General features: G+C 35.4%; 10 protein-coding genes. 3 read left to right on the plus strand and 7 right to left on the minus strand.

From position 1 onward, the window contains the following. Together ACJBCC_RS04565 and ACJBCC_RS04570 are read left to right on the plus strand one after the other, a co-directional pair. Positions 1-379: DUF2975 domain-containing protein (locus ACJBCC_RS04565; protein WP_407556529.1), on the plus strand; the 379-nt coding region annotated here is incomplete at its 5' end. 2 nt (positions 380-381) lie between these two features. Continuing rightward, a complete protein-coding gene (locus tag ACJBCC_RS04570; protein ID WP_299102485.1) occupies positions 382-588 on the plus strand; it encodes a helix-turn-helix transcriptional regulator in 207 nt (68 codons plus the stop codon). Positions 589-647: 59 nt separating this feature from the next. Here ACJBCC_RS04570 and dinB read toward each other — a convergent pair whose 3' ends face one another. Both dinB and ACJBCC_RS04580 read right to left on the minus strand, forming a co-directional pair. Next, entirely contained in the window at positions 648-1,865 is a 1,218-nt protein-coding gene (gene dinB / locus ACJBCC_RS04575) for a DNA polymerase IV (protein ID WP_407556530.1), read from the minus strand. A 167-nt stretch (positions 1,866-2,032) separates the two neighbouring features. Continuing rightward, a complete protein-coding gene (locus tag ACJBCC_RS04580; RefSeq protein ID WP_407556531.1) occupies positions 2,033-5,053 on the minus strand; it encodes a DNA polymerase III subunit alpha in 3,021 nt (1,006 codons plus the stop codon). 213 nt (positions 5,054-5,266) lie between these two features. Here ACJBCC_RS04580 and ACJBCC_RS04585 point away from each other — a divergent pair, with 213 nt between their 5' ends. Then, on the plus strand, positions 5,267-6,034 hold the full coding sequence (locus tag ACJBCC_RS04585; RefSeq protein WP_299102479.1) for a LexA family transcriptional regulator: 768 nt from the start codon (positions 5,267-5,269) through the stop codon (positions 6,032-6,034). A 92-nt stretch (positions 6,035-6,126) separates the two neighbouring features. Here the strand turns inward: ACJBCC_RS04585 and ACJBCC_RS04590 are convergent, their stop codons facing one another. From ACJBCC_RS04590 to glmS, 5 genes are all read right to left on the minus strand, one after another. Continuing rightward, positions 6,127-6,402, minus strand: coding sequence for a F0F1 ATP synthase subunit epsilon (locus ACJBCC_RS04590; RefSeq protein WP_299102477.1), 276 nt, complete (start codon positions 6,400-6,402; stop codon positions 6,127-6,129). Positions 6,403-6,478: 76 nt separating this feature from the next. Beyond that, positions 6,479-7,987 (minus strand): F0F1 ATP synthase subunit beta, encoded by a 1,509-nt coding sequence (gene atpD, locus ACJBCC_RS04595; RefSeq protein WP_299102475.1) that lies wholly within the window; start codon positions 7,985-7,987, stop codon positions 6,479-6,481. A gap of 192 nt (positions 7,988-8,179) precedes the next feature. Then, positions 8,180-9,763, minus strand: a complete 1,584-nt coding sequence (locus ACJBCC_RS04600; RefSeq protein ID WP_299102473.1) for an SGNH/GDSL hydrolase family protein — start codon at positions 9,761-9,763, stop codon at positions 8,180-8,182. A 10-nt stretch (positions 9,764-9,773) separates the two neighbouring features. Then, complete coding sequence (locus ACJBCC_RS04605; protein WP_299102471.1) at positions 9,774-12,506, minus strand: TonB-dependent receptor domain-containing protein; 2,733 nt, start codon at positions 12,504-12,506, stop codon at positions 9,774-9,776. Positions 12,507-12,681: 175 nt separating this feature from the next. Next, positions 12,682-14,529 carry a glutamine--fructose-6-phosphate transaminase (isomerizing) gene (glmS, locus tag ACJBCC_RS04610; protein ID WP_299102469.1) on the minus strand — a complete coding sequence of 616 codons (1,848 nt, stop codon included), beginning with the start codon at positions 14,527-14,529 and terminating at the stop codon, positions 12,682-12,684. Positions 14,530-14,537: the final 8 nt, after the last annotated feature.

A 14,537-nucleotide genomic window follows, 5' to 3' on the forward strand; every position in this document is an offset into this window, starting at 1 on the left:
GGTTTTAGGTAATAATACGAATATAACTTTGCCTAGTGTATATAAACTTACTATCCTTATTTTGTTGTTAGTGTCTTTATTATTTTTTCATTTTAAATCTATTCGAATTATAAAAATGTCATTGAATGATTTATCTAATGGAGATTATTTTTCAAAATCGGTCATTGAGAATTTTAAAAAAGCAGGTATATACTTTTTAGTATGTGCTGTATTACAGACTATTTCTAAAATTTTTAGTTCTGTTTATCGTTTTGAAATAGAATTAGGTGTTGATGTAAGTGTCTTACCATTTATAATCACAGGTTTGTTTCTTATGTTTTTAAGTGAATCGTTTTTAAAAGGACAAAAGCTTCAACAAGAAAACGACTTAACTATATAATCATGCCAATAATAGTCAATCTAGATATGATGCTCGTTAAACGAGACATGAAAAGCAAAGAACTCGCTGAAATTATTGGTATTACCACAGCAAATCTATCTATATTAAAATCTGGAAAAGCAAAGGCGATTCGGTTTTCAACTTTAGAAGCCATTTGTAAAGCCTTAGAGTGTCAGCCTAGTGATATTTTAGAGTATGTAGAAGATTAATCATAGACTTTTATTAGACCTGACAGGTTTCAAAAACCTGTCAGGTTTTATATTATAATTCAACGTCGTCGATTTGCCAATAAAGGTGGTGGTTCGCCATTAAAAGGGTTAAAACGACTAATGGTTTTGGCTTCCATACCAGCAGCACTCATTACGGCTCTGTCGCCATAACGTTCGCGCATTTTGTCCATTGCGTTGGTTAGGTTAAGGTGCATTTCGTTGTCTTCAAATAAATTAACTTGATGTCCACCTTCTACCAAATGGCTAAATTTTACACCAATCAGTCGTACCAAAAGTCGACGATGGTATAGTTTTTTGAATAAATCTAACACCACAGGAATAATATTGTGGTCCATAGCATTATAAGGAATCCTTTGCTGTTGCGTGTACGTCTGAAAATCTGAATATCGAATCTTAAACATCACACAAGCTGTTAATTTATTGCCTCGTCGTAATTGATACGCTAAATTTTCTGCCATAGCAATTACCATCCCTTTCAGCTTCGCCACATCTGTAGTATCTTGATTAAACGTACGTTCTGTAGAAATGGATTTACGCTCGTGGTATTGCACCACTGGCGAATTGTCTATACCATTGGCCTTTTTCCAGATGACAAGTCCGTTTTTGCCCAATACTTTATGCATGAGTTCCATAGGCATATCTTGTATGGTTTGAATGCGTTTGACACCCAAATCGCACAAAGCTTTATAAGTGACATTACCAACCATAGGAATTTTTTTAACCGAAAGTGGTGCTAAAAATGGTTTTTCGGTACCAGACAGAATACGTATTTCATTATTAGGTTTGGCTTCGCCTGTGGCAATTTTAGACACCGTTTTATTAAGCGATAAGCCAAAAGAAATCGGTAAGCCAGTTTCTTTAATGATTTTTTGGCGGAGTTCTGAAGCCAGTTTATGGCAGCCGAAAAACTTATCCATTCCGGTAAGGTCTATGTAAAATTCATCGATGGATGTTTTTTCGTAAAGCGGTACACTTTCCTTAATCACATCTGTAACGGCATTAGAAAATTTAGTGTAAACACCAGAGTTTCCTCTAAGCACAATAGCTTCTGGACACAATTGTTTTGCCATACGCATGGGCATGGCAGAATGAATACCAAAAGTTCGGGCTTCATAGCTACAAGAAGCCACAACACCTCTGTCGCTTGTGCCACCAATAAGTATAGGTTTGCCGTTAAGGCTACTATCCATATGCCTTTCGCACGACACAAAAAAGGTGTCTAAATCCATATGTACGATGCTGCGGTTTTTGTTCATTTTTTAATTTGGGAAATTTCCGTCAGTTCGAGTGGCCATTTTTGTAGCTAAAGCTGAAAAAAAATGGTTGTATCGAGAACCTTATGATTAATGAAAGCTTTTCGATACAAATTTGCTCGTGCCTCACAAATTCACTCGAAGTGACGAAATACTGTTTTTAAAATTCTTTAACTGATAGCCCTTCTCAAATCGATAAAACTGCGTTTATTCTGAAACGTAGGATTTAAAGATTTTACCGCATAACGCGGATCTTCAATAATGGCTAAGCGTTCCATTTTTGAAACTTCAATCGTGACACAATCAAACTCTACCATCACTTTTCCTATAATGCTATAAATGCCTTTCCCTCTAAAAGGGTATTTGGCAGCAATAGGAGGAAAGTGAACGGTGTCTAAAAAATCGCCATCGCGATCCAGAAAGGTTCCAAAATGCATTATTTTTCCATTGGCTGTTTTGGTGTTTTTTGTGGTTATTAAATAGCCTTCAATAATAACTAGCTTATTTTCTAGCTTTATAAGGTGTTTTGCTCTTAAGTTACTAATCGAAGGTTTTTCTAGTAGAAAGAAAGGATTACAAAGTGAAAAACCGAGTAATTCGATAGAGTCGAAAGCATTTTCTAATTCTGTACTTGGCAATTCTGGTGTGTTATAGTTAATCCGTTGGGTTTTAAATAGTGTAACGACCTCGTCTTGAATGACGGTTTTACTAATTTTTAAATGCGCTTCCCAAAGCAATTCACGTTTATTAATATTTGTAAACCGAAAAGCATTTATTTTTATTAAAATAGACATCTGCTCAATAGAAATGGGGACACGTTCTATAAAGTCATCTAACGATTGAAAAACCCCATTTTTTTCACGTTCATTAAGTATGCGATTGATGGTTTTAGATTCTAGAGATTGCAAAAACATAAAACCCAAGTAAATGGTTGTGCCTTTTATAAGGGCTTGCGTAAACGAACGATTTATACATGGTGCTTCAATAGTGGCATTGTGCATTCTGGCTTCGTGTACGTAGAGTTCTGTGCTATAAAATCCACCAAAATTATTGATGGTGGCTGTCATATATTCCAACGGATAATAGGCTTTTAAAAACAGACTTTGATAACTTTCTACGGCATAAGATGCGGAATGCCCTTTGGCAAACGCATAGCCAGCAAAACTTTCAATTTGTCGCCAAACATCAGCGACTAAAGCTTCAGGTTTACCGTCGTTTATACAATTATCGAAGAATTTTTGTTTCACTTTTAAAAACTCATTTCGCGAACGGAATTTTCCAGACATACCACGACGCAACATATCCGATTCGCCCAAATCTAAACCACCAAAAAGGTGCGCAACTTTTATCACATCTTCTTGATACACCATAATGCCATAAGTTTCTGGCATAATTTTTTGCAACACAGGATGTGCTTCTTTTCGTTTTTCGGGATAACGATAGCGTAAAATGTATTGCCTCATCATACCGCTTTTGGCAACACCAGGTCTAATGATAGAACTTGCCGCGACTAAACCTAGATAATTATCCACTTGCAACTTTTTTAAGAGCATACGCATGGCTGGCGATTCTACATAAAAGCAACCAATGGCTTTGGCATGTCGTAGTAAATCTTTTATGCGTTCATCTTTTTTAAACCCTTTTATATCATGGATATCAATTGGAGGTTGTTCTGTGTAATTGGCGTCAATAATTTCTACTGCTTCCTTTATTTTTCCTAGACCACGTTGACTCAGAATATCGAATTTGTACAAGCCAATATCTTCGGCAACCACCATATCAAATTGTGTTGTTGCAAACCCTTTTGGTGGCATAAATGTGGCACAATACGTATGAATGGGTTCTTCAGAAATTAAAATGCCACCAGCATGAATCCCTAAATAATTAGGAAAGCCTTGAATGTATTCCGCATATTTAATAACCAATTGTGAGAGTGTATCGAGTTGATTAAGATTGTATTTTCTTCGGGTTAATTTGTCCATTTCGGCTTTTGGTAAGCCAAAAACTTTTCCTAATTCACGCACCGAAGCCTTAAATTTAAACGTATTGTAAACCGCAATAAGCGCTGTGTGTTTAAAGGTTTTGAAAATGTAATTGGTAATATCATCTCTATCGCGCCAAGAAAAATCGAGGTCGAAATCTGGTGGATTTTGTCTGAATAAATTAATAAAACGCTCAAAATATAAGTCGAGCTCAATGGGATCTACATCGGTAATCCGCAACAAATACGCAATAATACTATTGGCACCACTACCACGACCAACATAGTAATAATCTTTGCTGCGTGCGTATTCTAAAATTTTCCAATTGATAAGAAAATAGGACACAAAGTTTTGTTGTTTTATAATATTAAGTTCTTTTTCAATACGGTCATACACCTTTTGCCCTACATCAGTTCCGTAGCGATACGGAATGCCATCGTAAGTCAATTGTTTCAACAGTTGATAATCTGACCTTTCATTGTCTGTCAGGCATTTTTGGTTTTTAGGTGCTACGTTTTCAAAATTAAAATCCGCCTTACAGCGTTGTAAAAGTTGTTCGGTATTACTAATGAGTTTTGGGTATTCGGCATAGGTGTCGCACAGTTCATTATAAGGCAACATGATGTCGTTTTCGCTGCCTTCTTCAGACTTTGGAAGTTTACTCAACAACGTGTTATTATCTATAGCACGTAATAAACGATGGGTGTTGAAGCCTTTTTTATTTTGAAAGGATACCGTTTTTAAAACCACGAGTTTGTGTTTGAATTGGTTCCATTTTGAAAATTTAAGTCGATTAAGGTTTTGAGGAGTGATGCCTAAAAATTCATTGGGTTTTAATTCGAAATCTTTTTCGGATTGATACGGATAAATCACGAAACTATCTGGTATCGCTTCATCTGGTCGTTCAGGAATTTGTACGTCTGAATTATGAAGAAACTTTGAAAGGTAATTATTGATATTGTGAAAGCCATTATTATTTTTAGCAATAAGAATAAATTGTTGTTTGGCGCGGTTTCTAAAATCGACACCAAGGACGGATTTGATTTTATATTTCTTAGATAAACGCATCACATCTAGGCATGCCGATGTGCTGTTGATATCAGTTAATGCAAGGGTTTGTACGCCATTTTCTGAAGCAATAGCGAGTAGTTGCTCTGGCTTTATGGTGCCATAACGAAGACTAAAATAGGTGTGACAATTTAAATACATAAAAACGCTGTTTTTTTGATAAAAGACCGCTTTGCTTTTAGAGATAAGAACAAAGACTAAATTTTAACGAACTGATAAAGAGATATCAATGGATTGCTAAAAATATTTGCGTTCTACCCTTGATTATTTCTATTAGCAGATTGTAAAATTAGCTACTATGTGTAGTTTTTATTGCTTACATTTGTAGTAATATTAAATAAATCTCAAATTGTAATGAAACCTATTCAGGCCAACATAAAACATTTACGCGCGCTTAGAAAGCTGTCTCAAGAGCGTTTTGCAGACGAACTCAACTGGACACGCTCAGTTGTGGGTTCTTATGAAGAAGGGCGTTCTGAGCCACCAATAGACCGTTTAATAGACTTGTCTAACTTCTTTGATATTCCTATTGATATTTTAGTAAAAAACGATTTACGTAAGGCAAAGGACACCTCGTTTATAGAAGTAGGAAATAAGCGTGTGTTGTTTCCGGTAACGGTTAGTGAAAACAATGAAGATCTCATTGAAATTATACCAGCAAAGACCTCTGCAGGATATTTATCTGGTTATGATGACCCAGAATATATAGAGCAACTTCAAAAAATTAAATTGCCGTTTTTGCCCACAGGTACGCACAGGGCATTTCCTATTAAAGGCGATTCTATGTTGCCAGTAAAAGATGGTGCTTTTATAGTTGCAAAATTTTTGGAAGACATTGCTGATATTAAAAATGGACGCACGTATATTATATTAACTAAGGATGATGGTTTGGTTTATAAAAGGGTTTATATTCCGGAAGGAGATATAACGAGTTTATTATTAAGTTCAGATAATAAAACGTATCAACCGTATTTGGTTAAGCGTGAAACTATTTTAGAGGTTTGGGAATTTACTTGTTGTATTAACACTCAAGAATATGATGAAAAGGAATTGAAATTGAGTAGTATTATGATGTTGTTTCAAGAATTGAAAGTTGAGTTGGAGGCTGTGAAGCAGATGTAATTTCAACAGATTAACTGTCGTCGAAAAAGATTAGACATAAAAAAAGCGCGAAATTAATATTTCGCGCTTTTTTAATTTATATAATGAAGAGATTAATCGGCTAAAATAATTAGCTTATTATCTTTCATTTCTAATGTTCCAGAATTGATAGCTAACCAAACACCTTTATCAGATTTAGTGAACTTTTCTTCAACCTCTTTTTCAAGAGTAACTGAACCAGCAACTTTTACATGTCCTTCTTTAAGAATAGAGACAATAGGAGCGTGGTTGGTTAACATTTCAAACTCACCATTTACACCAGGAACCGTTACTGAAGTAACTTCTCCGCTAAATAATGTTGCTTCTGGTGATACAATTTCTAAATACATAATCTTTTAAGTTTGCAGTCGCAGTTTGCAGTTTGCAGTCACACTTTGGGCTGAATACTGAATACTACTAACTGATTTACGCTTCAGCTAACATTTTCTCTCCTGCTTCAATAGCTTCTTCAATAGAACCTTTAAGGTTAAATGCCGCTTCTGGTAAGTGATCTAATTCACCATCCATAATTTGGTTAAAACCTTTAATCGTTTCTTTAATATCTACTAATACACCAGGAATACCTGTAAACTGCTCAGCTACGTGGAAAGGTTGTGATAAGAAACGTTGTACACGTCTTGCTCTACCTACAGCCATTTTATCTTCTTCAGATAATTCTTCCATACCTAAGATGGCAATAATATCTTGTAATTCTTTATAACGTTGTAATAACTCTTTTACACGTTGTGCACAAGCATAGTGCTCATCACCTAAAATATCAGCAGTAAGAATTCTTGATGTAGAATCTAATGGGTCTACAGCAGGATAAATACCTAACTCTGCAATTTTACGAGATAATACTGTTGTTGCATCTAAGTGAGCAAACGTTGTTGCTGGAGCTGGATCCGTTAAATCATCCGCAGGTACGTAAACCGCTTGTACAGATGTAATAGATCCTCTTTTAGTTGATGTAATACGCTCTTGCATAGCACCCATTTCGGTTGCTAATGTTGGTTGGTAACCTACCGCAGAAGGCATACGACCTAATAATGCAGATACCTCAGAACCAGCTTGTGTGAAACGGAAGATATTATCTACGAAAAATAATACATCTTTTCCTTGTCCTTCACCAGCACCATCACGGAAATATTCTGCTATAGTTAATCCTGAAAGTGCCACACGAGCACGAGCTCCAGGAGGCTCATTCATTTGTCCGAATACGAAAGTTGCTTTAGAATCTTTCATAGCTGATTTATCAACCTTTTGAAGATCCCATCCACCATCTTCCATAGAATGCATAAAGTCATCACCATATTTGATAATTCCTGACTCTAACATTTCACGAAGTAAATCGTTTCCTTCACGTGTTCTTTCACCAACACCTGCAAATACAGAAAGTCCACCGTGACCTTTTGCAATATTGTTAATCAACTCTTGAATTAATACTGTTTTACCAACACCAGCACCACCAAATAAACCAATTTTACCACCTTTTGCATAAGGCTCAATTAAATCGATTACTTTAATACCAGTAAATAAAACTTCAGTAGATGTTGATAAATCCTCAAATTTAGGAGCTTGTCTGTGAATAGGTAAACCAGCTTCACCAGCTTTAGGTAAATCACCTAATCCATCAATAGCATCACCAATAACATTGAAAAGACGTCCGTAAACATCATCACCGATTGGCATTTGAATTGGAGCACCAGTTGAATGAACTTCTGTTCCTCTACTTAAACCATCTGAAGAGTCCATAGCAATAGTACGTACTGTATCTTCACCAATGTGAGATTGTACTTCTAATACTAATTTAGAACCATCTTGGTTGTTAATTTCTAACGAATCATAAATCTTTGGAAGCTCTGAACCAGCAGCGAATTCTACATCGATAACTGGGCCTACGATTTGTGCAACTTTACCTGTAACTTTTGACATTACTTATATGTTTTTGTTTTGCAATAGTTTAAATGCGAAAAATTAGCTTACCTAATCAAGTTGAGTGCATGCGTTTTTCGCGCTGCAAAGATAGGAGTTTTAATTTAAAAAACATATCAAAATTTCGGCTTTTTTAAGCATAGAAAACGCTCCCAATTTGAGAGCGTTTTTATAATTGTATTTAATCTGATTTTACTGTAAAGTTGGCGGGTAATTTGTTGGGTAATTACCAATATCTAATAAGCTACCCGAAGCTTCAAAGTTAGAACCATACGTAGCATCTATAGCTTTCATAAATTCATTTGCCAATAATGCGTAACCTCGAGCTGTTGGATGAACACCATCTAATGAAAATGCACCTCCTGTTACTAAACTTGATGTTAATATAAAATCTCCATCTGAATAACCACCATTATCTAATTGTTGCATTAACGTATTAGCATCTACAAAAGCAAATCCTGCAGATGTTGCTGCAGATTGTAATGTCGCATTAAAACTATCCGTTGCAGTTATAATTTCGGCTTGTTCTTCTGGAGTTAAAACCCACTTATCTGCTAAAGGTATCGCAACACCATTAACAGTGGTTGGATTTCCTGGTATAGCCTCTGTACCAATAAAACTAGAGGCAGGTAATACTAATAAATCATCTTCAGTAGCTTGACGCATACTAACCAAAGCAGCGTTTATAGCCGTTAAATCGGTTAAGTTTTCATCCATAATAACAACTGCATTGCCAGCGCCTTCAGAAAAGTAAATTTTTCTTTTAGCTATTTCAGCCGTTGCTAATTCCTCAGATGTCATACTATCATTAGGAGGAAAGAAGAAAGCAAGTTGAGCAGGATTGGCCATTAGAAACGCTAATGTCGCATCAAGTCCGCCGTTATATGCTCCATAAGCACTTGCACTGTTTAAAAAGCCTGCAGTAGCGGCATCTAAAGGAACAGGGTTATGAGGAACAGTTGTAAAATGTGGAATAGTTGTTACATAAGGAATATTTGCCATTACGCCTTGTGCGCCAGATGCTTGTATTGAATTTACAATAGCACCTATAGTTTGGTCGAACCCTACACCTGGAGGACCATCGATTGGAGTTATAGCTGCTGCAGTTTGATCTCCACCAGAAGTTGCATAACCTAATACGTCGTTATTTCCAATCCATAAAGAAACGAAAGTTGGTTGTTGTGCTAATGCATCTCCTAAAACAGTTGCGTTTGGAGCTGAAGCCATACGAACATAATAAGGGTTTGCAGTTGGCGGAGTTGTCAATAAGTTACCTGGATTACCATAACCGTCATACAACAAGTGATAACTTGCGGCACCAGGAACTCCCATATTATTTTGACTACCAACAGAAGGAGCAAAGGCCTCAGTTGTAGAAACAGCAGGTAAACCAGATGGTCCTGAACCGTCAAAAAAGAGTCGAGGTCCAAAACTTCCGTCAACATTTTGCATTCCACCAAAAAGTAATCCACCAATATTATCATCCATTAATGGTTGAGTAAAACTACCGCCACCTATCGATGCGAATTGTTGCGATAACATATTTGGTATTGAGTTTACTTGTCCTTGAATAAATAAGGCATTATCTGTAAAACCCGCAGTTAGAGAATTACCAATAGATACATAATTTGAAAAATTGGCAGAGCCAGCAGTTAAAGGTGGCAATACTTCTTCTGTTAATGGATTATCTAATTGGTCTTCAAAATCACTTTCATCATTACATGCCGTAAATCCTATTAGAACAGCCGATAATAATATATATTTAATATTTTTCATTTTGCGTTTTTTATAAGTTATTAATCGTCCATGATACATAATACATTGAACCAATATATCCAGAACCAAATATTGTGAAATATTCCTTACCTCCAATATTTGTACCGCCTACTTTTATAATAGATTTTAGGCTTGGGATCTTATAGTTAATCTGTGCATCTACCGTATGGAATTCAGGTACTATACCGTCACCAAATGTTGCTTGCCAAAAATAATCATCACTGAATTTGTAAGCGATGTTGAATCCGAAGTTTTTAAATAACTCAGTATTTCCAAAATGCGCTTTAAATTTGTGTTCTGGAGTATTAAAATTAGTTTCAAAATTTGGATTTGCAGCTTGATCAAAATCTTGTTTTGTGAACGTATAGCTTCCTCCTAGGTCAAAATCACCAAATACCTTTGCAGATAACCCAATAGATGCACCATAAGAATTAACATCAGCTTCGGAATTTGTATATGTGCTGTAAGTTCTGAAATCACTATTAGCTATTGCTGCAATTGCCGAACCATCAGCTACTGAACCATATAAAGGAGCAATAACAACTTCAGACGAGATAAAGTCTTCATATTTATTATAATACGTACTGAAATCTACTGTTAACTTATTAATTTTACCTCTATAACCAATTTCAAAAGAAGTGACTTTTTCAGGAGAAACAAGATCTGGGTTTGCAATCTCTAAAACGGAAGGATCACCTGTTGCACCTAATTGTTGTACAGACGTTGCAGTATAAGAATTGTTATATGCCGCAGCACCAGTTTGCGTATAAGTATTACCATCATTGGCTACAAAATCTCTAGAATAACGATCTAGGTTATCTGGTGAAGAACCAACTAATATAGCTCTACCTGCATCTAAACCAATAAATAAATCTTGTGTAGTTGGATTTCTAAATCCTGTCTGAGCGGAAGCTCTAATGTTATGATTTTCATTTAAAGTTAAACCTAGAGAAAGTCTTGGTGAAACGAAACCGTCAAAGAATTCAGACTTATCGTAACGTGCAGAAGCAGTAACTTTTAAAGCCATCATTTCACTTAATTCTAGGTTTTTCTGTATCTGAGTATAAACACCGAATTCACTATATTTAATAGGACCATCATAATCTGTGTAGATTGACCCTAAAGAATTTAAATCATATTGTCTAAATGAACCACCAACTTGAATATCTGCAAAATCTATTAACTCACTAAAATTGTAGTTACCATCTGCATGATAATACTTAGATTGATCTTGAAATTTAGATCCTGTTGCTAAATCTGGGTCTTTAATAATTCTATCAAAAGCATTGTTAAATTCTTCTGATCCTGGTTCAAATCTTCCGTTTTCAGCTGCTGCTCTTGCCGCGGCATGCGCTTGTTCATCTGTTGCGCCACCACCTAAGGTTGCGGCAACATATGTGTTTATGTAATCACCAAACCATTCTTCATCACTTTTCCAAGATCTGTTAATGTTAATTCCAGTAAATACCATATCATATGAATCTCCCGCTCTATCAGCTACGACATAACCTCTTAAAAAGTAATTATCGTTTTTTACTTCTAATTTGTGTTGTTGTTGAAAGAAACCGTCAATGTTATATCGGTTAGTTCCTTGGTAAATAGTTGTACCTGTACCTACTTTACCAACATATTGGATTTCAAAATTGCTATCAGTAATCGGACGGTAATATAAGCCCCAATCAGCTTTAACACTTTCAGCTTTATGTTCTGTAAGGTCACTTTCGTTATAACCTGTTCTACTAACAAACACGTCTGGTACAATTCCGGTACCACCTGCTAAATCGTTAAGGTTTGCAGATACTTCATCGCCATATACGTTAATACCGTTATAATTTCTGTTGGTTGCTCTCGTACCACCTGGCATATCACTATCAACTTCGCTAGTTGCTGCCCAATCCTTACCATGTAAGTAACCAAAGTTAACCTTTGCAGCAAATTTATCACTAAACTTATATGCCATTCTAACACCTAAGTCAGTATACGCATTATCTCCAGCAGCTTCTTGTGAAGTAATTCCTCTTTTTACAAAAGCACTTATACCTTGATGATCAAAAGGGCTTTTACTTCTCATAAAAAGTATACCATTAAAAGCGTTGGCACCATATAATGCCGATGAAGCTCCTGGAAGTAATTCAACACTTTGAACATCAGTTTCAATCATACCAACTAAATTTCCAATTGGAAAGTTTAAGGCTGGAGTAGAGTTATCCATACCATCAACTAATTGCATGAAACGTGTATTAGCTGTAGTTGCGAAGCCTCTTGTGTTTACGGACTTAAATGTTAAACTACTCGTATTAACATCTACGCCCTTTAAGTTCTCAAGACCTCCATAAAAATCTGCAGATGCCGTATTTTTTATCTCTTTAAGCCCAAAACGCTCTACTGTTACAGGAGATTCAAAAATTCGTTCTGGAGTACGAGAAGCTGAAATTACGACTTCATCTAGCTCATTCCCTTCTTTTAAAGAAATATCCACAGTTTGATTATTTGTAGTTATCTCAACGGTTGCTGTTTCGAATCCTGCATAACTTATTTGGATTGAAAAAGGAGGATCTTGATTTACGGTTAAAGAATAGTTACCATCAAAATCAGTTATAGTACCCGAACTGGTACCTAAAACAACAATATTTGCTCCAGGTAAGGGTAACCCAGTATTGTCAGTAATTTTACCTTTTACTGTGGTTTGTGCAAAAGATACCACGCAAAAAAGCATTGTGAAAAGCTTTAAGATTGTCTTCATGTTAGAAAATTAGTTAATTTATTAGACGAGCAATTTAATTAAATATATGATAATTCGGTAAGAAATCCATAAAAAATTATGCACGCATAGGAAAATTTAAAAAAATAAACGCCTTTAAATTGATGATTTCTCAATTTAAAGGCGTTTTAATGAAAATTTAATAGTCTAAATGTTACTATTCTACAGTAACTGATTTTGCTAAATTTCTTGGTTGATCCACGTTTTTATCTAACAAGACTGCGATATGATAAGATAATAATTGTAATGGAATTGTAGTTAACAGTGGTGTAAGGCATTCTAGTGTTTCAGGTACTTCAATAACGTGATCAGCTAATTCCTTTACACTCTCATCGCCTTTAGTAACTATGCCAATAATCTTACCTTTTCTAGATTTAATTTCTTGAATATTACTTACAACTTTTTCGTAATGTCCTTTCTTAGTTGCAATTACAAATACTGGCATTTGCTCATCTATTAATGCAATAGGGCCATGCTTCATTTCAGCAGCAGGATAACCTTCTGCATGTATATAAGAAATCTCTTTTAGTTTTAATGCACCTTCTAATGCAACAGGAAAATTAAAACCTCTACCTAAGTAAAGACAATTTTTAGAATCCTTGTAAATCTCTGCTACGGTTTTTACATAAGCATCTGACTTTAAGGCTTCTTCTACTTTACCTGGAATAGTTTCTAATTCTATTAAGTGATGTCTAAATTCTGAACTTGACATAGTTCCTTTTGCACGAGCTAAACGTAAAGCAATTAACGTTAAGACAGTAATTTGAGTTGTAAATGCCTTTGTAGAAGCAACTCCAATCTCAGGTCCTGCATGTGTGTATGCGCCTGCATCTGATTCTCTTGCAATAGAAGATCCTACAACATTACAAACACCAAATACAAATGCACCTTTAGATTTTGCTAACTTTATTGCAGCTAAAGTATCTGCTGTCTCACCAGATTGAGAAATTGCAATTACAATATCCTTTTCTGTAATTACCGGATTTCTATATCTAAACTCTGAGGCATATTCCACTTCTACAGGAATTCTTGCTAAATCTTCAAATATATATTCGGCTACTAAGCCAGCATGCCAAGATGTACCGCAGGCAACTACGATAATCCTATCTGCAGCTAAGAATTTTTTCATATTATCCTCAACTCCTGCCATTTTTATTATGGCTTCGTTACTTAATAAACGACCCCTAAATGTATCTAAAATAGCTTCAGGTTGTTCATAAATTTCTTTAAGCATAAAATGATCATAACCACCTTTTTCAATTTGCTCTAAATTTAATTGCAATTCTTGTACGTAAGGATCAACTAAGCTATCATTTTTGATTTTTCTAATCTTGATGTCTTTTCCTCGTCTAATAATAGCCATCTCTTCGTCTTCAAGATAAATGGCATTCTTAGTATATTCGATAAAAGGCGATGCATCACTAGCAATAAAAAATTCATCTTCACCAACACCAATAGCCAAAGGGCTACCAAGTTTTGCTACTACAATTTCATTAGGTTTGTTTTTATCAAAAACCGCAATAGCATAAGCTCCTACAACTTGATTTAATGCAATTTGAATAGCTTTACCAAGTTTAATGTTTTCGTTTTTCTTTACATCTTCAATGAGGTTGACTAATACTTCAGTGTCAGTATCGGACTTAAAAGTGTAACCACGTTTTATTAATTCTTTCTTAAGTGAATCATAATTTTCAATTATCCCGTTGTGAATAATCACAAGATCACCTGAGTTAGAATAGTGTGGGTGAGAGTTTACATCATTAGGCACACCATGTGTTGCCCAACGCGTATGTCCTATTCCTAAAGTACCATCAATAGAAATTTCATTTTCAAGTTTCTCTTTTAAATCAACGACTTTACCTTTGGTTTTAGAAAGTTTAATTTCTTTTCCGTCGTAAAGAGCAATACCAGCACTGTCGTAGCCACGATATTCTAATCTTTGGAGTCCTTTTATTACAATAGGATAGGCCTCTCTATGGCCAATATATCCAACAATTCCACACATAGGTTAAT

Origin of the sequence: Winogradskyella sp. 4-2091 (assembly GCF_045765065.1) — a bacterium.
In the GTDB taxonomy this organism is placed as follows: domain Bacteria; phylum Bacteroidota; class Bacteroidia; order Flavobacteriales; family Flavobacteriaceae; genus Winogradskyella.